The 26,479-nt window shown below is 62.8% G+C and carries 18 protein-coding genes; 15 read left to right on the top strand and 3 right to left on the bottom strand.

Annotated features, from left to right (window positions below):
• Positions 1-5 precede the first annotated feature (5 nt).
• From tssK to tagH, 3 genes are all read right to left on the bottom strand, one after another.
• Positions 6-1,340, bottom strand: a complete 1,335-nt coding sequence (gene tssK / locus BT125_RS12980; RefSeq protein ID WP_072407490.1) for a type VI secretion system baseplate subunit TssK — start codon at positions 1,338-1,340, stop codon at positions 6-8.
• 15 nt (positions 1,341-1,355) lie between these two features.
• Entirely contained in the window at positions 1,356-1,862 is a 507-nt protein-coding gene (gene tssJ / locus BT125_RS12985; protein WP_060740022.1) for a type VI secretion system lipoprotein TssJ, read from the bottom strand.
• 68 nt (positions 1,863-1,930) lie between these two features.
• Entirely contained in the window at positions 1,931-3,436 is a 1,506-nt protein-coding gene (gene tagH / locus BT125_RS12990) for a type VI secretion system-associated FHA domain protein TagH (protein ID WP_072407492.1), read from the bottom strand.
• Positions 3,437-3,853: 417 nt separating this feature from the next.
• On the opposite strand from tagH, the gene tssA reads away from it, so the two are divergent.
• The 15 genes from tssA to BT125_RS13065 all read left to right on the top strand — a co-directional run bounded on the left by tssA (position 3,854) and on the right by BT125_RS13065 (position 26,474).
• Complete coding sequence (tssA, locus tag BT125_RS12995) at positions 3,854-4,885, top strand: type VI secretion system protein TssA (RefSeq protein WP_072407494.1); 1,032 nt, start codon at positions 3,854-3,856, stop codon at positions 4,883-4,885.
• An 81-nt stretch (positions 4,886-4,966) separates the two neighbouring features.
• A complete protein-coding gene (gene tssB, locus BT125_RS13000) occupies positions 4,967-5,473 on the top strand; it encodes a type VI secretion system contractile sheath small subunit (protein WP_003177230.1) in 507 nt (168 codons plus the stop codon).
• A 2-nt stretch (positions 5,474-5,475) separates the two neighbouring features.
• Complete coding sequence (gene tssC, locus BT125_RS13005) at positions 5,476-6,972, top strand: type VI secretion system contractile sheath large subunit (RefSeq protein ID WP_072407496.1); 1,497 nt, start codon at positions 5,476-5,478, stop codon at positions 6,970-6,972.
• Positions 6,973-7,200: 228 nt separating this feature from the next.
• A complete protein-coding gene (locus BT125_RS13010; RefSeq protein ID WP_072407498.1) occupies positions 7,201-7,689 on the top strand; it encodes an Hcp family type VI secretion system effector in 489 nt (162 codons plus the stop codon).
• A gap of 81 nt (positions 7,690-7,770) precedes the next feature.
• Positions 7,771-8,220 carry a type VI secretion system amidase effector protein Tae4 gene (locus BT125_RS13015; RefSeq protein ID WP_003177227.1) on the top strand — a complete coding sequence of 150 codons (450 nt, stop codon included), beginning with the start codon at positions 7,771-7,773 and terminating at the stop codon, positions 8,218-8,220.
• The gene (locus tag BT125_RS13020) at positions 8,220-8,657 is read left to right on the top strand and encodes a hypothetical protein (protein WP_072407500.1); all 438 of its coding nucleotides are present in this window, start codon (positions 8,220-8,222) and stop codon (positions 8,655-8,657) included. The genes BT125_RS13015 and BT125_RS13020 overlap by 1 nt, the downstream gene beginning before the upstream one ends.
• Positions 8,651-9,163, top strand: coding sequence for a type VI secretion system baseplate subunit TssE (gene tssE, locus BT125_RS13025; protein ID WP_058542707.1), 513 nt, complete (start codon positions 8,651-8,653; stop codon positions 9,161-9,163). The genes BT125_RS13020 and tssE overlap by 7 nt, the downstream gene beginning before the upstream one ends.
• Complete coding sequence (gene tssF, locus BT125_RS13030; protein ID WP_072407502.1) at positions 9,160-11,019, top strand: type VI secretion system baseplate subunit TssF; 1,860 nt, start codon at positions 9,160-9,162, stop codon at positions 11,017-11,019. Before tssE ends, tssF begins: the two co-directional genes overlap by 4 nt.
• Complete coding sequence (tssG, locus tag BT125_RS13035) at positions 10,983-12,032, top strand: type VI secretion system baseplate subunit TssG (RefSeq protein WP_072407504.1); 1,050 nt, start codon at positions 10,983-10,985, stop codon at positions 12,030-12,032. The genes tssF and tssG overlap by 37 nt, the downstream gene beginning before the upstream one ends.
• On the top strand, positions 12,025-14,703 hold the full coding sequence (gene tssH / locus BT125_RS13040) for a type VI secretion system ATPase TssH (RefSeq protein ID WP_072348178.1): 2,679 nt from the start codon (positions 12,025-12,027) through the stop codon (positions 14,701-14,703). Before tssG ends, tssH begins: the two co-directional genes overlap by 8 nt.
• 168 nt (positions 14,704-14,871) lie before the next feature.
• Positions 14,872-16,809 carry a type VI secretion system Vgr family protein gene (gene tssI, locus BT125_RS13045; protein ID WP_072407506.1) on the top strand — a complete coding sequence of 646 codons (1,938 nt, stop codon included), beginning with the start codon at positions 14,872-14,874 and terminating at the stop codon, positions 16,807-16,809.
• A gap of 18 nt (positions 16,810-16,827) precedes the next feature.
• The gene (locus BT125_RS13050) at positions 16,828-17,262 is read left to right on the top strand and encodes a DcrB-related protein (RefSeq protein ID WP_072407508.1); all 435 of its coding nucleotides are present in this window, start codon (positions 16,828-16,830) and stop codon (positions 17,260-17,262) included.
• Positions 17,263-17,274: 12 nt separating this feature from the next.
• Positions 17,275-21,714, top strand: coding sequence for an RHS repeat-associated core domain-containing protein (locus BT125_RS13055; protein ID WP_072407510.1), 4,440 nt, complete (start codon positions 17,275-17,277; stop codon positions 21,712-21,714).
• A gap of 1 nt (position 21,715) precedes the next feature.
• Complete coding sequence (locus BT125_RS13060) at positions 21,716-21,994, top strand: hypothetical protein (RefSeq protein ID WP_072407512.1); 279 nt, start codon at positions 21,716-21,718, stop codon at positions 21,992-21,994.
• Between the two features lie 82 nt (positions 21,995-22,076).
• Positions 22,077-26,474, top strand: coding sequence for an RHS repeat-associated core domain-containing protein (locus BT125_RS13065; RefSeq protein WP_256573765.1), 4,398 nt, complete (start codon positions 22,077-22,079; stop codon positions 26,472-26,474).
• Positions 26,475-26,479 lie beyond the last annotated feature (5 nt).

A 26,479-nucleotide genomic window follows, 5' to 3' on the forward strand; every position in this document is an offset into this window, starting at 1 on the left:
GCGGTTTATCCTCGGATCGCCCAGAAAGCCAGGTTCAGCCCTGGGAACTGGCCGGCGATGTGGAACGCAAAGCCGCCGGAGTTGCTCAACTGCTGCCAGTGGTCGCTGCCCCGGTCGAGTTCGTAGTAGGTGGAACCGGCGTGGTACGGCAGTTGCCGTGGCGCCACTGGCAACGGCAGCAGGCCGATGCCCGGCAGTTGCAGGTTGACCAGGTCGCGGATGTGCTCCACCGAGCCGACCTTGCTTTGCTGGCCGAAGCGGCTGCGCAGGGTTTCGGCCGGCACATCGGCACGCACCACCAGGATGAAGCTGGCGCTGTCGAGCAGGGTCTTGTCGGCCAGCATCGCCACGTGGATGCCGTAGGCTTTCTCGACAATCGGAATCGGCGTCGCCTTGCTGTCGATCAGCATCGACAGGGCTTCGCGCAAGGCCTGCATCACCGGCGCGTAGCTGAGCGCCAGGTCATCGTGCTGGTACGGCGGGTATTGCTGCGGTCGTCGCCCAGACGCGGTGAACGTGGAGAACTCCCCGGCCAGGCTCACCAATTCGCTGTAGAAACGCTCGGGGTGCAGCGGGCTCAACTGGCTCAGGTGCTGGATCAGCGGCTGGGCGCGGTTGACCAGTTGCAGCAGCATGAAGTCGGCAATCTCCGAGGCGCCACCGGCACCGGACGCCACCACCCGCCCGGCCAAGGCTTCGCCGCGTTGATGCAGCAGGCCCAGCAATTCGCTGCGAAACGCCGCCAGCGGTTTGGAGGCGATGACATCCAGCAGTGGCGGGATGTAGGTATCGTCGAGCACCAAGGCACGGTCGGCACGTTTTTCCTTGATGCGCACCACACCGATGGCGGCGTAGTCACCGATGCCATCCTGTTCGGTCAACAAGCGCAGGGCCCGGGAGCCAAGGGCCACCGGCGCGCGGTTTTCGAACGGTGCGTTGTCGTCGCGCACTTCGCACACCTGGCTCACATAACGCGCGGCGCCGAGGTCTTCGCCTTCGTCCACGGTGTCACGGGCGCCAGCGCGCTTGAGCGGCAAGGCCAGGTACACCAGGCCGTCGCGCAGGTTGTCATCGACGTTCAGCGGCGTCGGCGCCAGGTCATCCTGGGGAATGTTGAAGGGCGTGCCGTCCGGCAACAGGCCCCGCGCCGAGATGATCGCCAGCTTGCCCTGGGCCAGCAGGCCCTGGTCGATCAGCAATTCGGAAAAACCCCAAGCGCCGGCCGACAATGGGCGGCTGCGTGCGTCGATGAGGTTTTCCAGGTAACGGTCATGCTGTTGGAAGTGCTGCGTTCCAATGAACATGCCTTCCGACCAGACCACGCGATTGTTCCAGGACATGGGGGCTCCGATTGCTTATTGGGCAGGGCTGGATGGGGGAACGACGACGGCGCTGCGCACGGCGCGCACATCGAGGCTGATCTGGTATTCGGTGTATTCGCGCGCCGGGACATTCATCACCGTGCGCCACAACGACTGGTCCAGTTCGCGATAGCCCACCAGTATTCCGATGTGCCGCGTGGCCGGGTCGAGATCGCGTTGCAGGCTCAGTTGCTGGCCGGGCTGGATCAACACCTCGTCCTGGTCGATCAGGTCGGCGCCCAGCGTGGCCTGGGCCCGCTCGGCCAGGGCGAAATAATCGGAACGGCCAAAGGTCGCGGCATTTTTCAGTTCGAAAATGCGCACCCTGACCGGGGCCGGCTGGCCGGTGGCGCCGGGGTTGAGGCCGGCAATGGCATGAAAATGCAACTCGATGGCGGCGGTGTCGGCCTCAGCTTCTTCGGGCTGGGGGTTGGCCGCATCCTTGGCGCACGCCGTCAGCAGAAGCGCGGTGGCGACTGCGAGTAAAAACCTGGGAATCATCCTGCGTCCTCAATGACGTTTGAGCTATCCGTTGTTGGCTGATCAATATTGTTATAGGACGGCGCCGCTCAACGGCGTCGCTGTCGTGTGCTGTGTTCTTCGTAGGCGCGACTGAACTCGCGACCGAACAGGTCCTGGAAATCCTCCTGGGCTTCCCGGGAAATGTTGCTGTAGAGCTCGGTGAATTGCTGCCAGTACTGGGCCTGCCGCGAGCCGCTGAAAATACCTGAAAGCCCGCCTGGCTTGGCCATGCGTTCTTCCAGTTGTGCCGGCTCGAAGCGCCCCAGCAAATGCTTGATGGCCGCTTCCACACCGGCCATTACCGCCAGTTGGTGGGCCCGCAAGTCGTCGAAACTGTCACGCACCGCCGCGTCCGGGGCCATGAACGCCTGGTTGCCGTGGCGCAACAGCAGCAGCAAGGCTTCATCGACATTGGGGGCGAACTTCAGCGGGTTGTTTTCCACCGGCTGGATCATCGTCTGCTGGATGCGGAACTCACCCTTGAGGCTGCTGCGGGCACGCAGCACATCAATCAGGCCTTCGACCATCAACCGATAACTGCGCCCGATGCTTTCCATCTGTGCTTCGGCCTGGGCCTTGTCCAGGCGCAACTGGTCCAGCCCGGCACCGCGCAGGAAGGCTTGCAGCAAGTCGGGTTGGGCGGCCTCGGCCTGCGCGGCCGGAGCAACTGAGGCGGCCGGGGGAACTGGAGCGACTGGAGGTGCGACCGGGGTCTCGACGCGGGTCACCGGTGCTTCACGCACGGGCGCCGGCGGCGGTGCACTGATTTCAGCAAAGATGTCGACAAGCGGAGGCTGCGAAACAGGTGTCGCGATCGGCTCAACCACCGGCGGCAGCGGCACCGGCGGCGGGGCCACGGGCAGCGGGGCAACCGCCACCGGTGCAGGCTTGTCGCTGAACGGGTCCCAGTCGTCCGGAATCACCGAGGCAGACGCCGGTACAACCGGCTCGACCACGGGTGGCGGGCTCGGCCGGGCAATTGGCGTCGGCGGGCGGAAATTGTGTTGCTCGGCCGGGACATGGTCAGGCTGGGTGGCCGGCGGGACACTGCTCGGGGCCAAGAAGTCGAACAGGTCCGGCAGGGTGTCCATGGCCGACACGCCCTGGAAATGCGCAGGCGAGGCCACCTGGATCGGCGACGGCACAGGCGCGGCGGCGCTCTGCTGCCCCATCAAGGCCTCGAAACTGCTGGGCGATTCGGCGAACGGGTTGCTATCGGTGACCGGCAGGTTGAAATCGACGCGGGCCTGGATTTCATAGTCACCAATGCGGATCACTTCGCCGTCTTGCAGGGGCTCGCTATTGCCCTTGCGCAAGCGAACGCCGGCCTTGACCAATTCCACACCATTAGTGCTGTTATCGGTCAAATAATAACGCCCGTCTTTGTATTGGATAACGCAATGTTTACCGGAAACCAGACGCTCCGGGTCCGGTAATACCCAGTCATTATCGGAATTACGGCCAATTGCCATCACCCCCTGATCCATGGACTTTTCAGAACACTGGCCTGGGGTAATTTTGTGATAACTAGTGATAGTCAAACACAGCGGCATCTTGCCTCCTTGCTGAATACTTCACGCGCGGGCGGGTGGTTGAGGGTTCACACCCTGGCGACCCGCCGGCAACCTGCCAACAACCGCAACAACGGCTTTTTGCCAGCATGATTGCTGATCATAACCGGCTTGCGTGACAAAAACCCCACGTCAGTTGCCGCTTCGACCAGTAGGTCGGGCGGGCTGTTAAGCGCATCACAACTGTTACATAGGGCATACACAGGCGAAATAGCTTACCTTGACAAGCGATAAGTACTACACCAAAAATGCACAACTTCTTGAATATACATGATGGCACTTTAAGATCATCACGAATCTAAAGGGCCATTACCGTCAAGGAACATGTGAAGTTTCATCCGAAACTTGCGTGTGAACTGCCCGACTTCTATCAAGCGGGTGATAGGGAGATCGATCCAAGTGGATGTGCCTTTGCTGCTCGCCGCCGTTTCCGCGACTTCGCCGTGTGGTGAAGATCTGGAATATGACGCGGATTTCCTGCGCCTGGAACGCGACTCCCGGGGCCAACCCGAACGCAGCATGGGCGATTCGATCCTGCCTGCCGAACCCCCTGAATGGCGCAGCATCCAGCAGCAGAGCCTGGACTTGCTGCAGCGCAGCAAAGACCTGCGCATTACCCATTTCCTGATGCAAAGCTCCCTGGCCCTCGAAGGCCTGCCGGGCATGGCCCGTGTGCTGACGCTGATCAGCGAATTGCTCAAGCAATACTGGGCCGAACTGCATCCGCGCTTGGACGCCGATGACGACAACGACCCCACCGTGCGCATCAATGCCCTCGCCGGCCTGACGTCCGATCTCACCCTCCGCCTGCTGCGCGAAAGCATCCTGGCCCGTTCGCGGACCTTCGGTGCCGTCAGCCTGCGCGCCGCCGCCAACGCCAGTGGCCTGCAAAGTTTCCCGGATGAAAACCTCGGTGCCGAACAGCTCGCCGGGGCCCTGCTCGACAGCGATCCCGAGCAACTGGAAATCACCCGCGCCGCCCTGCTCGAAGCCCGCAGCGCCGCCGAAGCCATCGAGCAACAGGTCAGCGACCAGGTCGGTTCCGCCCAAGGCGTGGACCTCGGCCCGTTGAAGCAGCCTTTGAAGATGGCCCTGCAGATTCTCGGCCAGTTCGCCCCGCAGAGTGGCGACAGCGCCCAGGCCGATCCCGTCGGCGAAAACAGCCCAGCGCCCAGTGAGCATGCAAATGTCACAAGCTCACTGCGTAATACCAGCACCGTCAGCGGCGACATCAACAACCGCGACGACGTGCTGCGCAGCCTGGACCGGATTCTCGCTTACTACACCCGTCATGAGCCCTCCAGCCCGCTGCCGGTGCTGTTGAACCGGGCCAAGCATCTGGTGCACGCCGATTTCGCGGCCATTGTGCGCAACCTGATTCCCGACGGCATGAGTCAATTTGAAAACCTGCGCGGCCCAGACAGCGAATAAAAAGCGAGCGGATCACGCAGTCACGTCACCGGCACCCCCGATGACGCCAACACCGTCGCTCAAGCGACCAGGAGCAGCAACGTGGCGAAGCAAAGTTCTCAGAAATTCATCGCGCGCAACCGCGCGCCTCGAGTGCAGATCGAGTACGACGTCGAGCTCTACGGCGCCGAGAAAAAGGTCCAGTTGCCCTTCGTCATGGGCGTCATGGCCGACCTCGCCGGCAAGCCCGCCGAGCCTCTGGCCCCGGTGGCCGACCGCAAGTTCCTCGAGATCGACGTCGACAACTTCGACTCGCGCCTCAAGGCCATGCAGCCGCGCGTGGCGTTCCATGTGCCTAACGAACTGACCGGCGAAGGCAACCTGAGCCTGGACCTGACGTTCGAAAGCATGGACGACTTCAGCCCGGCGGCCGTTGCCCGCAAGGTCGACTCGCTGAACAAGCTGCTCGAAGCGCGCACCCAGTTGGCCAACCTGCTGACCTACATGGACGGCAAGACCGGCGCCGAAGAAATCATCATGAAGGCGATCAAGGACCCAGCGCTGTTGCAGGCCCTGGCGAGCGCGCCGAAGCCAGCACAGGACCAATGATCATGACTGACAATACAGCCCGCGAAGGCGCACAGAACCTGGGCGCAACCCAAGAAACCAGCGAGTTCGCGTCCCTGCTGCTGCAAGAATTCAAACCCAAGACCGAGCGCGCCCGCGAAGCCGTTGAAACGGCCGTGCGCACCTTGGCCGAGCAGGCCCTGGCGCAGACCGACCTGGTGTCCAACGACGCCATCAAGTCGATCGAATCGATCATCGCCGCCATCGACGCCAAGCTCACCGCCCAGGTCAACCAGGTCATCCACCACCCCGACTTCCAGCAACTGGAAAGTGCCTGGCGTGGCCTGCACTACCTGGTCAACAACACCGAGACCGATGAGCAGCTCAAGATCCGCGTGCTCAACATCTCCAAGACCGACCTGCACAAGACCCTGAAGAAATTCAAGGGCACCGCGTGGGACCAGAGCCCGATCTTCAAGAAGATGTACGAAGAAGAATACGGCCAGTTCGGCGGCGAGCCTTACGGCTGCCTGGTGGGCGACTACTACTTCGACCAGTCGCCACCGGATGTCGAGCTGCTGGGCGAGCTGTCGAAAGTCTGCGCGGCCATGCACTCCCCGTTCATCGCCGCGGCATCGCCGACCGTGATGGGCATGGGCTCGTGGCAGGAACTGTCGAACCCACGCGACCTGACCAAGATCTTCACCACCCCGGAATACGCCGGCTGGCGCTCGCTGCGTGAATCGGAAGACTCGCGCTACATCGGCCTGACCATGCCGCGTTTCCTGGCGCGCCTGCCTTACGGCGCCAAGACCGACCCGGTGGAAGCCTTCGCCTTCGAAGAAAACACCGACGGCGCCGACAGCTCCAAGTACACCTGGGCCAACGCCGCCTACGCGATGGCGGTGAACATCAACCGTTCGTTCAAACACTTCGGCTGGTGCTCGCGCATCCGTGGCGTTGAATCTGGCGGCGAAGTGGAAAACCTGCCAGCCCACACGTTCCCGACCGACGACGGTGGCGTGGACATGAAGTGCCCGACCGAAATCGCCATCTCGGACCGCCGTGAAGCGGAACTGGCGAAGAACGGTTTCATGCCGCTGCTGCACAAGAAAAACACCGACTTCGCCGCGTTCATCGGCGCCCAGTCGTTGCAGAAACCGGCCGAATACGACGACCCGGACGCCACCGCCAACGCCAACTTGGCCGCGCGCCTGCCGTACCTGTTCGCCACCTGCCGTTTCGCCCATTACCTGAAGTGCATCGTGCGCGACAAGATCGGTTCCTTCAAAGAGAAGGACGAGATGCAGCGCTGGTTGCAGGACTGGATCCTCAACTACGTCGACGGTGACCCGGCGCACTCCACCGAGACCACCAAGGCCCAGCACCCACTGGCTGCCGCCGAAGTGATCGTCGAAGAAGTCGAAGGCAACCCGGGGTACTACAACTCCAAGTTCTACCTGCGCCCGCACTACCAGCTCGAAGGACTGACCGTGTCGCTGCGCCTGGTATCGAAACTGCCTTCGGCCAAGGGCGCGTAAGGATTTACTGAAACGGGTGGCCGGTAACCCTGTGGGAGCGAGCTTGCTCGCGATAGCGGTGGATCAGCTTGCATTGATGTCGGATGGGACGCCGCCATCGCGAGCAAGCTCGCTCCCACAGAGGATCTCCAGCAGGCTGGAGATCGTCTTCCCCCCGTTCAGCCCCCGTAATTTCGCAAGGTCAGCGTCAACCAAACAATGTGGTTAGAAACCACACAGGGAGAAAACATGGCTGTTGATATTTTCATCAAGATCGGCGACATCAAGGGCGAGTCCATGGACAAGGCCCACAAGGACGAGATCGACGTCCTGAACTGGAGCTGGGGCATGTCCCAGTCCGGCAACATGCACGTGGGCAGCGGCGGTGGTGCCGGCAAGGTCAACGTCCAGGACCTGTCGCTGACCAAGTTCGTCGACAAGGCTTCGCCGAACCTGATGATGCACTGCGCCAGCGGCAAGCACATCGACAAGGTCAAGCTGACCGTGCGCAAGGCCGGCGGTGAAAGCCAGGTCGAGTACATGATCATCAACCTGGAAGAAGTGCTGGTCACGTCCCTGAGCACTGGCGGTTCGGGCGGCGATGATCGCCTGACCGAAAACGTCACCCTGAACTTCGCCAAGGTGATGGTGGACTACCAGCCACAGAAAGCCGACGGCACCAAGGAAGGCGGCCCGGTCAAGTTCGGCTGGAACATCCGTCAGAACGTCAAGGTGTAATCGAAAATACCCCCGGTGCCACGCGCCGGGGGTATTTGGTGCTTGCTCGAATCCAATTCTTTCCCACGTGGTATCTGAGTCATGGCCAAGCCTTCGTTTATCAATCTGTGGAACAGCTACCCGCCCTACCCGTCCGCCAATCCGGCCTGCGATGGTCCTTACATCAACCAGTGTGCCATCCGGATGAGCATCGCCTTGTGCGGGGAAAAGACCCTGCCGGTCAATTCATCGACTTATACGCTGGATCCTCGGTGCGCTCATGGGCATGCCCGCGGCGCGGAGTCATTGGCAAATTGGTTATGGAAGAAGAACCGCCTCGGTCCGCCGAAAATCTATACCAACAGCGTGACAGACCGCACGGCGCTGCTGGGCAAGACTGGAATCATTTTTTTCAAAGACTGCTACCAGCAAAGTAGCGACACTGCCGGCCGCCCTACCGGGGACCATATCGACCTGTGGAATCGTGGTTTGACCAAAAGCGGCGACCTGTTCTCGCGTTCAAAAGCCATTTGGTTCTGGGAGCTTGTGTGATGCGCAGTCCCTTGTTCTTTTCAGCGCTGACAGCAAGCCTCGTCAGCCTGAGTGCATGCGCCGGACAGGACACGGCCGCCACAGCGGCGCCGACCCAGGCGATGTTCGTCGGGCAGCCGGTGAGCCTGACCAACGATCAAGGTCGCTGCACGCTTGTCAAACCTGACCAGAGCCGGCTGCCGCTCGATATGGAATGGCCTTGCCAGTTCAGCTTGGGTCCGGACAAGCAATTGCGAGTGGAGATCTTCAACCAGGTTCCGATCTTCGCCGTTGAACGCAGCGAACACATGCCCGCGCCCAGCCGCGACTGCCTAACCAAACTCCAGGCGGTGCGCCAGATAAAGGGAACAATGGAAGTCGCGGACGTCAGTCAGTTCGCCGCCTGCGGGCCTAGCCACTGGGACCAGAAAATGTACGTAGCGCCATTCACGTGGTAACCGAAATCGCCACCCGCGATCGCCTCCAGCCCTCCCTATTGGACCGGTTGACCGACGACGATCCGACCAACCCCAAGGAAAGCGCCGACAAACGCGTGCTGTCCCTGACCCAATTGAAAGCCTCGGTGCTGCGTGACCTGGCGTGGCTGCTCAACACCACCTCATTGCTCGACGCCGATGCCACGCTGCACACCCCCGCGGGCACCTCGGTGGTGAATTTCGGCCTGCCGGCGCTGGCCGGCAACAGCGCGTCGAACGTCGATGTCTCGGCCCTGGAAACCTTGATCCACCAGGCCATTGCCACCTTCGAACCGCGCATCCTGCGCCACACCCTGCGGGTGCGCGCCCGGGCGACCGCCGAGATGAACCACAACGCCTTGAGCTTCGAAATCGAGGGCGACCTCTGGGCCCAGCCGGTGCCCCTGCGCCTGATGCTGCAGACCGACCTGGACCTGGAAACCGGCCATGTGCGCGTGGTCAACGCCGACCAGCGGAGACGCTCATGAACCCGCGCCTGCTGGAGCTGTACAACCAGGAACTGCACCACGTGCGCGAAAGCGCAGCGGAGTTCGCCAAGGAATACCCGAAGATAGCCAGTCGGCTGACGCTGTCCGGCATGGACTGCGCCGACCCGTATGTCGAGCGCCTGCTGGAAGGCTTCGCCTACCTGACGGCGCGGGTGCAGCTCAAGCTCGACGCCGAGTACCCGACCTTCACCCACAACCTGCTGGAAATCGCCTACCCCCATTACCTGGCGCCGACACCGTCGATGACCGTGGTGCAAATGCAGGCCGACCCGGACGAAGGCTCGCTGAGCAGTGGTTTCCCGCTGCCCCGCGATACCGTCCTGCGCGCCGCCCTGGGTCGCGAAACCCAGACCTGCTGCGAGTACCGCACCGCCCACGCGGTGACGTTGTGGCCGTTGCAGGTCAGCCAGGCTGAGTACTTCGGCAACCCGTCGGTGGTGCTCGGGCGCCTGGCCGCCAGCGAGCCCAAGGCCAAGGCCGGGCTGCGCCTCACACTGCGCACCGGCGCCGAACTGCCGTTCAACAGCCTGGCCCTGGACAACCTGCCGCTGTACTTGAGCGGCGCCGACGAACAGCCCTTCCGCCTCTACGAACAACTGCTGGGCAATGCCTGCGCGGTGTTCGCCCGCAAGCCCGGCGGCGACTGGGTGGAGCGGCTGCCCCAGGATGCGTTGCGCTCGCGCGGCTTCGACGATGCCGACGCCGCGCTGCCGGTGGTGTCCCGGGCCTTCCAGGGCTATCGCCTGTTGCAGGAATACTTCGCCCTGCCCCACCGCTTCCTGTTTGTGGACTTCACCCAGTTGAGCCGCGCGGTCAAACGCTGCGACGGCCAGGAACTGGAGTTGATCGTGCTGTTCGACCGTCACGACCCAAGCCTGGAAGGCAGCGTCGGCGCTTCGCAGTTCCTGCCGTTCTGCACCCCGGCCATCAACCTGTTCCCCAAGCGCCTGGATCGCATTCACTTGTCGGAACGGGTCAACGAACACCACGTGATCGCCGACCGTACCCGGCCGATGGATTTCGAAGTGCATTCGCTCAGCGGCCTCACCGGCCACGGCACCGGGCCGGAGCAGCCGTTCTTGCCGTTCTACGCCGTGCGCGATCCGTCCCGCTATGGCCGCGACCTGGCCTACTACACCGTGCGCCGCGAACCGCGCGTGCTGTCCAGCGACCAACGGCGCAACGGCCCGCGCTCGACCTACATTGGCAGCGAAACCTTCGTCAGCCTGGTGGACAGCCAGCAAGCGCCCTACCGCCACGACCTGCGCCAGCTGGGCGTGACGGCGTTGTGCACCAACCGCGACCTGCCGCTGTTCATGGGCGTGGGCAACGGCAAGACCGACTTCACCCTGGCCGACAGTGCGCCGGTTGGCGCCGTGCGTTGCGTGGCAGGTCCCAGTCGCCCACGGGCCAGTCATGCCCACGATGCCAAGGCCTGGCGGCTGATCAGCCAGTTGTCGCTGAACTACTTGTCGTTGAGCGAACAAGGCCAAGGCGCCGCCGCCCTGCGGGAACTGCTGCGCCTGTACGGCGACAGCAACGACGCGGCGCTGCAATTGCAGATCGAAGGCCTGCGGGAAGTCAGCAGCAAGGCCTGCACCCGGCGCTTGCCGATGCCCGGCCCGATCGTGTTCGGTCGGGGCCTGGAGATCACCCTGGAATTCGATGAAAACGCGTTTCGCGGCACCGGGGTGTTCCTGCTCGGTGCGGTGTTCGAGCGCTTCCTGGCACGCTACGTGTCGATCAACAGTTTTACCGAGACGGTGATCCGTACCACCGAACGCGGCGAGATCATGCGATGGAAAGCCAAGCCCGGACGTCGTCCGACCCTGTGAGTACCCTGGAGGCGATGCACCAGGAGCCCTGGGAATACGACTTCTTCCAGGCGTTGCGGCGCATCGAGTGCGAATCCCCCGAGCTGCCGCGCCTGGGCCATTCCCTGCGTCTGGCCGATGATCCGTTGCGCCTCGGGCAACAGGCCGACTGCACCTTCGCCCCGGCCACCCTCGCCTCGGTGCAACCGGGCGGTGACGGTACGCCGGCCCGCCTGGAGCAATTCTTCTTCGGCCTCGGCGGCCCCAACGGCCCGATGCCGCTGCACATCACCGAATACGTACGCGAACGCCAGCGCAACAACGCCGACAGCACCAGCAAGCGCTTCCTCGATGTGTTTCACCACCGCCTGCTCAGCCTGTTCTACCGGGCCTGGGCCGAAGCGCGGCCGACCGTCAGCCATGACCGCCCGAACGATGACTATTGGTCGGCGCGCCTGGCGGCCCTCAGCGGCCGGGGCATGCCGAGTCTGCTCAACCAGGGGCTGATCCCCGACACGGCGAAGCTGCACTACAGCGGCCACCTGTCGGCACAGACCCGCTACCCGGACGGTTTGAAGGCGATTCTCAGCGAGTACTTCGGCCTGCCGGTGGAGATCGAAGAATACGTCGGCCAATGGCTGGAACTGCCCGAACGCAGCCGCGTCGGTGTCAACGCCCGACTGGGCGTGGACTTCTGCCTGGGCCGCTTCGTGTGGGATCGCCAGCACAAATTCCGCATTCGCCTGGGGCCACTCAAGCTCGTCGACTACATGAGCATGCTGCCCGGCAGCCAACCGTTCAACGAGCTGGTGGCCTGGGTCGCCGAATACCTGGGCCATGAGCTGGACTGGGACCTGAACCTGGTCCTGGAGCAACCCGAAGTCCCGGCACTGCAACTCAACGGTCGTTTCCGCCTGGGGTTCAATACCTGGCTGGGTCGTCCCGAAACAGATGCCAAAGATTTAATACTGGCCCGGCATTACGCCGAACAGGCCAACACCTCACAGACCTCAAGGAGCCATGAGCATGGGTGAAATCAGTCGCGCCGCGTTGTTCGGCAAACTCAACAGCGTGGCCTACAAAGCCATCGAAGCCGCCACCGTGTTCTGCAAGTTGCGCGGTAACCCTTATGTGGAACTGGCCCACTGGTTTCACCAGTTGCTGCAACTGCAGGACTCGGACCTGCATCGCATCATCCGCCAGTTCAACATCGAGCCGGCGCGCCTGGCCCGTGACCTCACCGAAGCCCTCGACCGTCTGCCACGGGGTTCGACTTCCATCACCGACCTGTCCTCCCACGTCGAAGAAGCCGTGGAACGCGGCTGGGTCTACGGCAGCCTGATGTTCGGCGAAAGCCAGGTGCGCACCGGTTACCTGGTGCTGGGCATCCTCAAGACGCCGAGCCTGCGCCACGCCCTGCTGGGGCTGTCGTCGGAGTTCGACAAGGTCAAGGTTGAAGCCCTGAGCGAGCGCTTTGACGAATACGTCGGCGACTCGCCGGAAAACGCCCTGACCGCCAGCGACGGCTTCAATGCCGGTGCCGTGCCGGGCGAAGCCAGCGGCGCCATGGCCCCCAGCGCCATGGGCAAGCAGGAAGCTCTCAAGCGCTTCACCGTCGACCTCACCGAGCAGGCCCGCAGCGGCAAGCTCGACCCCATCGTCGGCCGCGACGAAGAGATCCGCCAACTGGTGGACATCCTCATGCGCCGCCGGCAGAACAACCCGATCCTCACCGGCGAAGCCGGTGTGGGCAAGACCGCCGTGGTCGAAGGCTTTGCCCTGCGCATCGTCGCCGGCGACGTACCGCCAGCCCTCAAGGACGTGGAACTGCGCAGCCTCGACGTGGGCCTGTTGCAGGCCGGCGCGAGCATGAAAGGTGAATTCGAACAGCGCCTGCGCCAGGTCATCGAAGACGTCCAGGCCTCGCCCAAGCCGATCATCCTGTTCATCGACGAAGCCCACACCCTGGTGGGTGCCGGTGGCGCCGCCGGCACGGGCGACGCGGCCAACCTGCTCAAGCCGGCCCTGGCCCGCGGCACCTTGCGCACCGTGGCGGCCACGACCTGGGCCGAGTACAAGAAGCACATCGAAAAAGACCCGGCCCTGACCCGCCGTTTCCAAGTGGTGCAAGTGGCCGAACCGTCGGAAGACAAAGCCCTGCTGATGATGCGCGGCGTGGCTTCGACCATGGAAAAACACCACCAGGTGCAGATCCTCGACGAAGCCCTGGAAGCCTCGGTCAAGCTGTCCCATCGCTACATTCCCGCACGCCAGTTGCCGGACAAGTCTGTGAGCCTGCTGGACACCGCCTGCGCCCGCGTCGCCATCAGCCTGCACGCCGTGCCGGCCGAAGTGGACGACAGCCGTCGGCGCATCGAAGCGCTGGAAACCGAGCTGCAAATCATCGCCCGTGAGCACGCGATTGGCGTGGTCATCGGCACTCGCCAGACCCAGACCGAAAGCCTGCTGAGCGCCGAACGCGAGCGTCTGGCCGAGCTGGAGAGCCGCTGGGCGGAAGAGAAAACCCTGGTGGACGAGCTGCTCGCCACCCGCGCCACCCTGCGCGAGCGCGTCGGCGTGGTGGACAGCGAGGACGGCAGCGAAGCCAGCCACGACTTGCGCGAGAAACTGGTGGACTTGCAACAGCGCCTGACCGCCCTGCAAGGCGAAACCCCGCTGATCCTGCCCACCGTGGATTACCAGGCCGTAGCCTCGGTGGTCGCCGACTGGACCGGTATCCCGGTGGGCCGCATGGCCCGCAACGAACTGGAAACCGTGCTCAATCTCGACCAGCACCTGAAAAAACGCATCATCGGCCAGGACCATGCCTTGCAGATGATCGCCAAGCGCATCCAGACCTCCCGCGCTGGCCTCGACAACCCGAGCAAGCCGATTGGCGTGTTCATGCTCGCCGGCACCTCCGGCGTGGGCAAGACCGAAACCGCCCTGGCCCTGGCCGAAGCCATGTACGGCGGCGAGCAGAACGTCATCACCATCAACATGAGCGAGTTCCAGGAAGCCCACACCGTGTCCACCCTCAAGGGCGCGCCACCGGGCTACATCGGCTACGGCGAAGGCGGCGTGCTGACCGAAGCCGTGCGGCGCAAACCGTACAGCGTGGTGCTGCTGGACGAAGTGGAAAAAGCCCACCCCGACGTGCATGAAATTTTCTTCCAGGTGTTCGACAAAGGCGTGATGGAGGACGGCGAAGGCCGGGTGATTGACTTCAAGAACACCTTGATCCTGCTGACCACCAACGCTGGCACCGAGCTGATCGCCGACGTCTGCAAAGATCCGCAGAACGTGCCCGAGCCGGAAGAAATCGCCAAGGCCCTGCGCCAGCCGCTGCTGGAAATTTTCCCGCCGGCCCTGCTCGGCCGCCTGGTGACGATCCCGTACTACCCGCTCAGCGACGAGATGCTCAAGGCCATCACCCGCCTGCAACTCAACCGCATCAAGAAGCGCGTGGAGAGCACCCACAAAGTGGCCTTCGACTACGACGACGCGGTGATCGATTTGATCGTCTCGCGTTGCACCGAAACCGAAAGCGGCGGGCGTATGATCGACACCATCCTGACCAACAGCCTGCTGCCGGACATGAGCCGCGAGTTCCTGACCCGCATGCTCGAAGGCAAGGCCTTGGCCGGCGTGCGGATCAGCGCGGTGGACAACGAATTGCAGTACGATTTCAGCGACGCGGCCTGACCTGATAGGAACCGGATCAAGTGTGGGAGCGGGCTTGCTCGCGAAGGCAATCTGTCAGTGACATTAATGTTGGCTGACACACCGCTTTCGCGAGCAAGCCCGCTCCCACAGTGCATCCGGTGTCTTCAGGCAATCAGCGGCGCAGCCATTACAACGATGAGATGACCGATGTTATTCAACCAAGCCTCACGCCTGGCCAAGATCACCAGCCCCCTGGGACCTGAGGTACTGCTGCTCAAGGACATGAGCGGCGGCGAAGAACTGGGGCGGCTGTTCAACTACGAGCTGCAGCTGCACTCGCTGGACAACGCCATCGACCTCAATCAGGTGCTCGGCAAGCCCATGTGCGTGAGCCTGCAGCTCGATGGCGGTGGCGAGCGTTACTTCCATGGCATCGTCGCCCGTTTCAGCCAGAACGTCGACCAGGGCCAGTTCGCCAGCTACCACGCCACCCTGCGCCCGTGGTTTTGGCTGCTGACCCGCACCTCCGATTGCCGGATTTTCCAGAACCTGACCATCCCGCAGATCATCAAGCAGGTGTTCCGCGACCTGGGCTTTTCCGATTTCGAAGACGCCTTGAGCCAGACGTATCGCGAGTGGGAATACTGCGTGCAGTATCGCGAGACCAGTTTCGATTTCGTCAGCCGGCTGATGGAGCAGGAAGGCATCTACTACTTCTTCCGCCATGAGCAGGGTCGTCATGTGCTGGTGCTGGCCGACGCCTATGGTGCCCACACCCGTGCGCCGGGCTACGCAACGGTGCCTTACTATCCGAAGAACGAGCAGCAGCGCGAGCGCGACCACATCCACGACTGGCACCTGGCCCAGGAAGTCCAGCCCGGCTCGCTGGAGCTCAACGACTACGACTTTCAACGCCCCAGCGCACGCATCGACGTACGCTCGGCCATGCCCCGCCCACACACTGCCGGCGACTATCCCCTCTACGACTACCCTGGCACCTACGTGCAGAGCCAGGACGGCGAACACTATGCCCGCACTCGCATCGAAGCCTTGCAGACCCAGCACGAACAGGTCGAGCTGGCCGGTAACGCTCGGGGCCTGGGCTCGGGGCATCTGTTCAGCCTCACCGGCTTCACCCGCCAGGACCAGAACCGCGAATACCTGATCGTCGGCGCCCGCTACTACATTTCCCAGGAAAGCGGCGAAACCGGCGGTGGCGCGCCAACCGCGCAGTTCGAAAGCAGCCTGACCTGTATCGACGCCCAGCAAAGCTATCGGCCACTGCCCATCACCCATCGCCCTATCGTCAAAGGCCCGCAGACTGCGTTAGTGGTGGGTCCCAAGGGCGAGGAAATCTGGACTGATCAGTTCGGCCGGGTGAAGGTGCATTTCTACTGGGACCGTCACGACCAATCCAACGAAAACAGCTCGTGCTGGATTCGCGTGTCGCAGGCATGGGCCGGGAAAAACTGGGGCTCGATGCAGATCCCGCGAATTGGCCAGGAAGTGATCGTCAGTTTCCTCGAAGGCGACCCGGATCGGCCGATCATCACCGGTCGCGTCTACAACGCCGAACAGACCGTGCCCTATGATCTGCCCGCCAATGCCACCCAGAGCGGCATGAAAAGCCGTTCGAGCAAGGGCGGCACGCCAGCGAATTTCAACGAAATCCGCATGGAAGACAAGAAAGGCGCCGAGCAACTGTACATCCACGCCGAGCGTAACCAGGACATCGTGGTCGAGGTGGATGAAAGCCATTCGGTGGGCCATGACCGCAACAAGAGCATCGGCCACAACGAGACGGTGACCATCGGCAACAACCGCCTGCGCATCGTCAAGCAGGAGGACATCCTCTCCGTCGGCCAGCGCAAGACCGACAGCATCAGCCAGAGCTACGTGATTGAAGTGGGCGAAAACCTGCGCCTGGTATGCGGCGAAAGCATCCTGGAGCTCAACGCCAGCGGCCAGATCAACCTGACCGGCGTACAGATCAGCTTCTACGCCAGCGGCGATGCCGAGTTCAACACCGGCGGCGTGCTGCACCTGAACAACGGTGGCGGCCCCGGAGCCACGCCGGACGGCCAGGGCGTCAAGGGCAGCATCGATGCCAACATCCAAGCCGCGTTCCCTGCACCCAAGGGTTAACCTCGAGATTTTTGCGCCATGACTTACCGCCTCAATGAATTCCAGTTCCAGCTGCCGCCCAGCGAATTGCTGGACGCGACAATCAACATCCTCAAGTTCCCCGAACTGGGCACGTCCTTGATCGTCAGCCGCAGCTTGCTGGCCGAGGGCGAGACCCTGCAAAGCAACCTCGACGACCAGCTCAAGCGCCTGGAAAAACAGGTCCAGGACCTGCGCTGCCAACCGGGCGCCACCGTGCGCGTAGGCGCCAACCAGGAAGTCGAAGCCATCGAACTGCGCAGCCAGTTCAACAAGGGCAATGAAAAGGTCTTCCAGTTCCAGCTGGCCCTGGTGCTGCCCGGCACCCGCAAAATGCTTGCCCTGAGCTACGTGAAAGCCGAGAAACTGGGCGATGCCGAAGCGGCGCATTGGGCAACGATCAAGGGTTCGCTGCTGTTCGACGTTCAGGCTTGATGAGCACCTTGGATGTCTGACGCACTCTGGGCCGCTCGGCTAGGCGACGCGCTGAACCACACCTCGATGATGGCCGATATCCTCGGCGGCGTCTTGGAAGTGGCCGCGAACATTGCGATCACCGCGGTGGCGACGGCTGCCGTGGTCGCGGCCACGGGCATTACCGTTGCCACTGGCGGCTTGGGTTGCTTCCTGCTCGGCGCGGTGGTGGGCGCCGTGGTCGGCCTCGCCATGAGCAAGACCGGGGCCGACAAGGGGCTAAGCGACCTATGCGAGGGCATCGGCAACGCCCTCTTCCCGCCCACGGTGCAGGCCAACATCCTCACCGGCTCCACCAACACCTTGACCAACAACATCCCTGCCGCCCGCGCCGCCGGGGCGATCGAGTCCCATGTCGCGCCGGCCGGCACCGAACTTGAAGCACCCGAAGCCGAACCCAGCTACCTGGACATGGCCGAGAATTTCTTCTCGCAGATGTGGCGTCCCACCGTCGCCGTGCCCGCGCCCGGTGCCGTGCCCAAGCCGCTGGACATGATCACCTGCATGAAACACCCGCCGATGCCGCCGCAGTTCCTGGCCGAAGGCTCGGACAAAGTCACCATCAACGGTCAGCCCGCCGTGCGCAGTGGCGACCGCAGCACCTGCGATGCGACCGTGGTATCAGCCGGGCTGATTTCACCTGACGTGACCATCGGTGGCGGTTCGGTGGTGGTGCGCGAGATCCGCAGCGGCAAGACCCCGGGCGTCGGGCTGGCGGTCACGGCGCTGCTGATGCTCAAGGGCGGCAAGGGTAAATTCCTCAGTAACCTGCCCTGCATGTTGGTCGGCGGTGCGGCGTCGATGGCGGTCAGTAGCGCGATGGGCGCCGCGGCCAACGCCGCGATGGGCTCGTCGAACCCTGTGCACGCCGCCACCGGGGCCAAAGTGTTGGGCGATGTCGAGGAGATGGACTTCGTCCTGCCCGGCATCTTGCCGATCGACTGGCAACGCTTCTACAACAGCCGCGACGAACGCCGCGACGGATTGTTCGGTGCCGGTTGGAGCGTGCCCTACGAGGTGCGCGTCGAAATCCTGCCTCATCCAGACGGCGGCGAAACCCTGGTCTATAGCGACGAACAGGGCCGACGCATCGACATGGGCTCGATCCCCCTGGGCGGTGCCGTGTTCAGTGCCGGTGAAGGCCTCAGCGTGCGCCGGCATGCCAACGGCGAGCTGCTGATAGAGAGCGCGGACGGGCTGTACCGCTTGTTCGAACCCACGTCAGCCAATGCAGCGCTGCTGCGCCTGAACCAACTGGGTGACCGCAACGACAACCGTATCCACCTGGAATACGACGATAACGGACGCCTGGCGCAACTGCGTGACACCTTCGACCTGACCCGCATCGCACTGGCGTATGACGAGCGCTGGCCACAACGGGTCAGCCGGATCGACCGCCTCTATGCCGATCGGCGCCGGGAAGTGCTGATGCACTATGGCTACGACGGCCAGGGCGATCTGGCGCAGGTCCGTCAGTCCAACGACCAGGTAAAACGTCGCTACGCCTACGATGCCGGGCGGCGAATGGTGGAACACCAACTGCCTACCGGGCTTCGCTGTTTTTATGAATGGGCATTGGTTGAAAACCTGGAATGGCGCGTGGTTCGCCACTGGACCGACGCGGGCGACGCCTACACCTTCGATTACGACCTGGCCGCCGGGACTACGCGCATCACCGACGGTTTGCAGCGCATCAGCACCCGTCGCTGGGATAGCCGATATCAGATTACCGAAAACACCGACGCGCTGGGTCGCACCTGGACCTTCCAGTGGAACGACGAAAGCCAGTTGCTGGGGGCGACCGATCCCAACGGCGGACAACATCAGTTCAGCTATGACGAAGCGGGCAACCTCTGCGAAACCCGCGACCCGCTGGGGCGCAGCGAGTCAACCCTGTGGCTCGAACACTGGGCCCTGCCCCTGGCTGAAACCGATGCCGCGGGAAATACCTGGCAGTACCGCTATGACGCGCGGGGCAACCGCATTCGCGAAACCGACCCGCTAGGCCACGTCACCCGCTATCGCCACGATGCCCACGGCCAAGTGGTGGAGGTCATCGACGCCACCGGCAAAAGCAAGCGCATGCGCTGGACGGCGCTTGGGCAACTCAGCGAACACACCGATTGTTCCGGTTACACCACACGGTTGAGCTATTGCGAGCGAGGGCTGTTGCTCAGCAGCACCGACGCACTGGGAGAGCGGACGCTTTTCAGCTACGACGACCAGGGTCGACTGCTGAGCAAGCAACTGCCGGACGGGCGCACCGAGCACTATCAGCGTGACGCAAGCGGACAATTGATCAGCTATAGCGATCCGGCCGGGCATACGACAACTTTCCAACACACCCTAAGCGGTCAACTGCAGGTGCGCACCGACGCCCACGGTCGCCGGGTGGAGCTGAGCTACGACAACTACGGGCGCCTGCTGGCCCTGACCAACGAAAACGGTGAGCGCTACCGGTTTGCCTGGGACGCCGCCGACCGCTTGACCGCCCAACACAGCCTGGACGGCAGCCTCAAGCGCTACGCCTACGACCCGCTGGACAACGTCACCCGCGTGGAAGCGCTCGCGGTGCCTGGCAGCACCGACCTGGACCTCGCGCCCCAAGCCCCCATCACTCATGAGCTGGAGCGCGATGCGATGGGACGACTGGTGGCGAAAGTCACCGCGGACGGGCGCACCGAGTACCGCTATGACGCGCTCGACCAGGTCAATGCGATCACCTTCACCAGCCAGACCGGTGAAGTACAAAGCCTGGGCTTGCGTTACGACGCCCTGGGGCAATTGATTGCCGAGCAAGGCTGGGCGGGGAACCTCGAACATCGCTATGACGAACTGGGCAACCTGAACCAGACGCTGCTTCCCGACGGTCGTTGGCTGAACCGCCTGCACTACGGCAGCGGTCACCTGCACCAGATCAACCTCGACGGCCAGGTCATCAGCGATTTCGAGCGCGACCGCCTGCACCGCGAAGTGCTGCGCACCCAGGGGCGCCAGAGCACCCGCAGCGAATACGACCGCAGTGGCCGCCTGCGGGCCCGCCAGCGGCGGCAACAGGGGCAATCCACGCTGCTGCAGCCTGTGGCGCAATCGCTGTTTGGCTATGACGCCAGCGATCAACGGGTGGAGCGGTTCGACAGCCAGCCCGAAGCGTCCCATCGCCAGTTACTGCACTATGACGCCACCGGCCGCATTCTTGCCAGCCAGGACAACCTTCAAGGCCAGCGTGAAAGCTTCGCCTATGACCCGGCCGCCAACCTGCTGGACGGTCTGGGCACTGGCCAGGTCGCGCATAACCGCTTGTTGACCTATCAGGACAAGCGCTACCGCTATGACGGTTTCGGTCGCATGGTGGAAAAACGCAGCGCCCGACGTGGCGTCCAGCGTTTTCGCTACGATGCTGAACAACGCCTGGTGGAAGTGCGCAACGATAACGGCTCGGTCGTAAAAATGACCTATGACCCGTTGGGTCGACGCATCGAAAAAGCCGAGTACGACCGCAACGCCACGCTGCTCAGCCGCACCCGTTTCACCTGGGATGCGCTGCAACTTTTGCAGGAATACCGCGACAGCCAGACCAGCCTCTACATCTACGCCGACGACAGCCACGAACCCCTGGCGAGGGTCGACGGCCTGGGCGATCAGCAGAAGGTCCGCTACTACCACAACGACTTCAACGGCCTGCCCGAACAGCTCTCGGAAGCCGACGGCCACACACTCTGGCGAGCCCGTTACCAAGTGTGGGGCAACACCGCCGAAGAGCTGCGCGAACCGTACTACATCGAAGAGCAGAACCTGCGCTTCCAGGGCCAATACCTGGACCGCGAAACCGGGCTGCACTACAACACCCTGCGTTTCTACGACCCGGACATCGGCCGCTTCACCACACCGGACCCGATCGGCCTAGCGGGTGGGCTGAACCTCTACCAGTACGCGCCGAACCCGGTGAGTTGGATCGACCCCTTCGGGCTGATGAAATGCTCGACGCCACCCAAGGGTCGCAAGGTCAACCGAACGGTGTATCGCTTTGAAGAACCGGGGCGGATCAGCACGACTTGGACGGCGCACAAGTGGAACGTCGCCTCCAGGCACCGTTACACCGCCCCCGGCCTGGGCGGTGTCTATGGCGCCAACTCACGCAAGACAGCCATGGGCGAAGTCAATCACTGGGGCGTGGACCTGTCCACACGGGTGCTGGTCAGCAAGAAAGTGCAGCTCAACAACGTCCTGGACCTGACCCGGGCCGATGTGCGCAAACAATTGGGGGTCTCCCTCAAGAGCATTACCGGCGACAAATACACCCAGACCCATCAAATCGGCGCCTGGGCCAAGGCGAATGGTTATGATGGGATCCTGGCGCCGTCGGCGCGAAACCCGACCGGCAGCAACTTGATTTCGTTTGCAGGTTTTTAAAATGGGACTGGAAGACGAATACGTCGGCGATGCCGATTGGCAGCATTTCGTGCGGTTGTACGAAGAGGACTACCTCGACGACAACGCCCGCGCGCTGGCCAAGGCCATGGATGACCACCTTGACATGGCCGTGGTGCTCTATGGCAAAAGGGGGCTCAAGGAAGGCTTATGGTGGCTGGAACAGACCGTGCCCGCCCTGGGTAACAAACGCCCGGCCGATTGCCTCAAGACCCCGAAACTGATCAAGCGCCTGAGAATGGCCCTGATGAGCATGCCCTAACCCACAAGGACAGATGCAATGGAAGGCATCCAACTGCTTGAACACACTCTCCCCAACCACCCTACCCGCCTGAGCAACCTGCATGTCTGACGCGCTCTGGGCCGCCCGCCTGGGCGATGCACTCAACCACACCTCGATGATGGCCGACATCCTGGGCGGTGTATTGGAGGTGGCGGCCAACATCGCGATCACTGCCCTGGCGACCGCCGCCGTGGTCGCGGCCACGGGCATCACCGTGGTCACCGGCGGCCTGGGCTGCTTCGTCCTGGGCCTGGTGGTGGGCACCATCGTTGGCCTGGCCATGAGCAAGACTGGGGCCGACAAAGGCCTGAGCAATTTATGCGAGGGCATCGGCAACGCCCTCTTTCCGCCCACGGTGCAGGCCAACATCCTCACCGGCTCCAAGGACACCTTCACCAACAACATCCCCTCGGCCCGCGCCGCCGGCGCGGTGGTTTCCCATGTCGCGCCGGCCGGCACCGAACTGGAAATGCCCGAGCCGGAAGAAGAACCCAGTTACCTGGACATGGCCGGGAGTTTCTTCTCGCAAATGTGGCGCCCCACTGTCGCCTCGCCCGCCCCCGGTACGGAGACCCGCCCGGAAGACCTGGTGATCTGCACCAAGCACCCACCCATGCCACCGCAGTTCATGGCCGAAGGTTCGGACAAGGTCACCATCAACGGCCAGCCCGCCGTGCGCAGCGGCGACCGCAGCACCTGCGATGCCACGGTGGTGTCGGCTGGGCTGATTTCCCCTGACGTGACCATTGGCGGCGGCTCGGTGGTGGTGCGCGAGATTCGCAGCGGCAAGACCCCGGGCGTGGGCCTGGCGGTCACCGCACTGCTGATGCTCAAGGGCGGCAAGGGCAAGTTCTTCAGCAAACTGCCGTGCATGCTGGTGGGCGGCGCGGTGTCCATGGCCGCCAGCAGCGCGGCGAACGCGGCCGCCAATGCGGCCATGGGTTCGTCGAATCCGGTGCATGCCGCCACCGGGGCCAAAGTGCTGGGCGCTGACGAGGACCTGGATTTCGTCTTGCCCGGCATCCTGCCGATTGACTGGCAGCGCGTCTACAACAGCCGCGACGAACGCCGCGACAGTCTGTTCGGCGCCGGCTGGAGCGTCGCCTACGAAGTGCAGGTGGACATCCAGCCCCACCCCGAGGGCGGCGAAACCCTGGTCTACACCGACGAACAGGGCCGGCCCATCGACATGGGCTCCATCCCCTTGGGCGGCGCGGTGTTCAGCGCCGGCGAAGGCCTGGCCGTGCGCCGCCATGTGAACGGGCAATTGCTGATCGAAAGCGAAGACGGCCAGTACCGTTTGTTCGAACCATCACCCGCCAACCCATCACACCTGCGCCTGAGCCAACTGGGCGACCGCAACGACAACCGCATCCACCTCGACTACGACGACGCCGGACGCCTGGTACGGCTGCGCGACACCTTCGACCTGGTGCACGTCGAGCTGATCCGCGCAGGCGAACGCGTCACCCACATCGAACGTCTCTACCCCGACCAAACGCGGGAGGTGCTGGTCAGCTACGCCTACGACGCGGCCAACACCCTCGCCGAAGTGCACGACGCCACCGGCCAGGTGCAACGGCGCTTCCGCTACGACGCCGGACAACGGATGGTCGAGCACCAGCTGCCCACCGGCCTGCACTGCTTCTACGAATGGGCTCTGATCGATGATCAGGAATGGCGCGTGGTCCGCCACTGGACCGACGAAGGCGACGCCTACCAGTTCGACTATGACCTTGAGGCCGGCATCACCCGCATCAGTGACAGCCTGCAACGCGTCAGCACCCGGCAGTGGAACAGCCAACACCAGATCACCCAATACACCGACAACCTCGGCCAGACCTGGCTGTTCGAATGGAACGATGAGCGCCAGTTGCTCAGCGCTACCGATCCACAGGGCGGCCAGTACTCATTCAGCTACGACGAAGCCGGCAACCTGATCAGCGAAACCGACCCGTTGGGCCGCAGCGAATCCACCCTCTGGCTCGAACACTGGGCCCTGCCGCTGGTGGACACCAACGCCGCCGGCCACAGCTGGAAATACCGTTACGATCAACGCGGCAACTGCACGGCAGAAACCGACCCGCTGGGCCACGTCACCCGCTACCGCTACGACGCCCACGGCCAGGTCGTGGAAATCATCGACGCCACCGGCAAAAGCAAGAAGCTGCGCTGGAACCCGTTCGGCCAATTGGTGGAACACGTCGATTGCTCGGGTTACCCGACGCGTTTCAGCTACGACGCCCGCGGTTATCTGCACACCATCACCGACGCCCTCGGCGAGCGCACCCAATTCAGCTACGACGCCCAGGGGCGCCTGCTCGGCAGCCAATTGCCGGACGGCCGCACCGAGCGTTACCAGCGCGACACCGCCGGCCAGCTCACCGGCTACACCGACCCGGCCGGGCACACCACGCTCTACCACCACAACCGCCGCGGCCAGGTTCGCCAACGCACCGACGCCCAGGGCCGGCAGGTGCAGTTTGCCTACGACAGCTTCGGCCGGCTGCAAGCACTGACCAATGAGAATGGTGAGAGTTACCGGTTTGCCTGGGATGCAGGGGATCGGTTGGCCGAACAGCGCAACCTTGATGGCAGCGCCAAAGGCTACACATACGACGCCCTCAACAACGTAAAACGGGTCGAAACCGTCGCCGCGCCGCGAGGTGGTCATCAGCCCAGTGAAAAGCCCCTTGTTCATCAGTTAGAACGTGATGCCATTGGCCGGCTGACAACCCGAATCACACCGGATGGACAGTCCCGGTACAGCTATAGCCCGTTGAATCAGTTAATCGAAGCCACGGTCATCGATAACGACGGCAACGAACAACGACTGGGCTTTGCTTATGACGCTCTGGGTTATCTGATTGAGGAGCAGAGTTCAGCAGGTGTTCTGAAGCATCACTACGATGAACTCGGCAACCTGATCCAGACCCACCTACCCGATGGCCGTTGGGTCAACCGTTTGTACTACGGCAGTGGTCATCTGCACCAAATCAACCTCGACGGCCACGTCATCAGCGACTTCGAACGCGATCGGCTGCATCGAGAGGTACTGCGCACCCAAGGCCAAATCAGCACACGGAGTGAGTACGACCGTAGCGGGCGCTTACGCAGCCGCCAACGTCGGCATACCCGCCAACCGGCGTTGATCCCTGCCACCGATCAGACCCATTTCGAGTTTGATCCTGGCGACCACCTGGTGGGGCGCCTTGAGCGGCTGCCAACAGGTCAACAACGCCAATTGCTGCACTACGATGTGACGGGCCGGATCCTGGCCAGCCAGGGCACTCGGCAAGGCCAGAATGAAACATTTTCCTTCGATGCCGCCGCCAATCTCCTCGACAGTTCACCGGGTACAAGTGGGCGGGTTACGCACAACCAACTCAAGCGCTATCAGGATAAGCACTATCGCTACGATGGCTTTGGCCGAATGATTGAAAAGCGCAGCAGCCGGCATGGCCTGCAGCGTTTCAGCTACGACTCGGATCATCGGTTGGTTGAAGTTCGAACGCACAAGTCCGACGGTGAAAGCATCGTCAGGATGCGCTACGACCCGTTGGGCCGAAGGATTGAGAAAACCGAACACGATGACGACGGACGTCTCATCGCCTGCACGCGTTTCGACTGGGATGGCCTGCAACTACTCAAGGAACATAAAAATAGCCTGACCAGCCTGTACCTCTACATCGGCGACAGTCACGAACCCTTGGCCCGCGTCGACGGCATCGATGAACATCAACGCATCCGCTATTACCACAACGACCCCAATGGTTTGCCACAAGCCTTGACGGAAAGTGACGGCCATCCGCTATGGCACGCGCACTACCAGGTATGGGGCAACACCACTGATGAAGTCCGTGAACCGTACTACATCGAAGAACAGAACCTGCGGTTTCAGGGGCAGTACCTGGACCGGGAAACGGGCCTGCACTACAACACCTTCCGCTTCTATGATCCCGACATAGGCCGCTTTACCACGCCCGACCCGCTGGGCCTGGCGGCAAGCCTGAATCTTTATCGCTACGCACCGAATCCATTTACCTGGATCGACCCGCTGGGGCTCAAAGAGAATGAGATTATCCGGTACATGGGCGAAAGCGAAACCGTCTCGTCCAAGGCTGCCAACGGAGGCAAAGGTGGCCTGGTTCCGAATATCCGAGGAGAGAAAGCGGTGTGGGTCAACCAGGACAGTAACCCTGGGTTCAACCCAGGCAATGAGAAGTATCGGGTAGTGGCCACCGTCAATAATGAAGGTGTGAGCATGCTCAATAATCACAAGGACATCTCTACCGTTGACTATAAAGAGACGGGCCTGAAAGATGGCGTGCTGTCCAAGACGAATGAGCCCAAGGCCAGAGGCATCGGTTTCCGATTATTGGATAAATTCAATAAAACCATTACGTCATTTCGTGTCGAGAAAAAAGGCCCGAACGGAAAATGGAAGACCTGCGGATAACGCCA

Origin of the sequence: Pseudomonas sp. NFACC04-2 (assembly GCF_900119265.1) — a bacterium.
Taxonomy (GTDB): domain Bacteria; phylum Pseudomonadota; class Gammaproteobacteria; order Pseudomonadales; family Pseudomonadaceae; genus Aquipseudomonas; species Aquipseudomonas fluorescens_AA.

Coding starts and splice junctions, on each gene's coding strand:
- tssK (WP_072407490.1), bottom strand. CDS start 1,340: ATGTCCTGGAACAATCGCGTGGTCTGGTCGGAAGGCATGTTCATTGGA.
- tssJ (WP_060740022.1), bottom strand. CDS start 1,862: ATGATTCCCAGGTTTTTACTCGCAGTCGCCACCGCGCTTCTGCTGACG.
- tagH (WP_072407492.1), bottom strand. CDS start 3,436: ATGCCGCTGTGTTTGACTATCACTAGTTATCACAAAATTACCCCAGGC.
- tssC (WP_072407496.1), top strand. CDS start 5,476: ATGACTGACAATACAGCCCGCGAAGGCGCACAGAACCTGGGCGCAACC.
- BT125_RS13010 (WP_072407498.1), top strand. CDS start 7,201: ATGGCTGTTGATATTTTCATCAAGATCGGCGACATCAAGGGCGAGTCC.
- BT125_RS13015 (WP_003177227.1), top strand. CDS start 7,771: ATGGCCAAGCCTTCGTTTATCAATCTGTGGAACAGCTACCCGCCCTAC.
- BT125_RS13020 (WP_072407500.1), top strand. CDS start 8,220: ATGCGCAGTCCCTTGTTCTTTTCAGCGCTGACAGCAAGCCTCGTCAGC.
- tssF (WP_072407502.1), top strand. CDS start 9,160: ATGAACCCGCGCCTGCTGGAGCTGTACAACCAGGAACTGCACCACGTG.
- tssG (WP_072407504.1), top strand. CDS start 10,983: ATGGAAAGCCAAGCCCGGACGTCGTCCGACCCTGTGAGTACCCTGGAG.
- tssH (WP_072348178.1), top strand. CDS start 12,025: ATGGGTGAAATCAGTCGCGCCGCGTTGTTCGGCAAACTCAACAGCGTG.
- tssI (WP_072407506.1), top strand. CDS start 14,872: ATGTTATTCAACCAAGCCTCACGCCTGGCCAAGATCACCAGCCCCCTG.
- BT125_RS13050 (WP_072407508.1), top strand. CDS start 16,828: ATGACTTACCGCCTCAATGAATTCCAGTTCCAGCTGCCGCCCAGCGAA.
- BT125_RS13055 (WP_072407510.1), top strand. CDS start 17,275: ATGTCTGACGCACTCTGGGCCGCTCGGCTAGGCGACGCGCTGAACCAC.
- BT125_RS13060 (WP_072407512.1), top strand. CDS start 21,716: ATGGGACTGGAAGACGAATACGTCGGCGATGCCGATTGGCAGCATTTC.
- BT125_RS13065 (WP_256573765.1), top strand. CDS start 22,077: ATGTCTGACGCGCTCTGGGCCGCCCGCCTGGGCGATGCACTCAACCAC.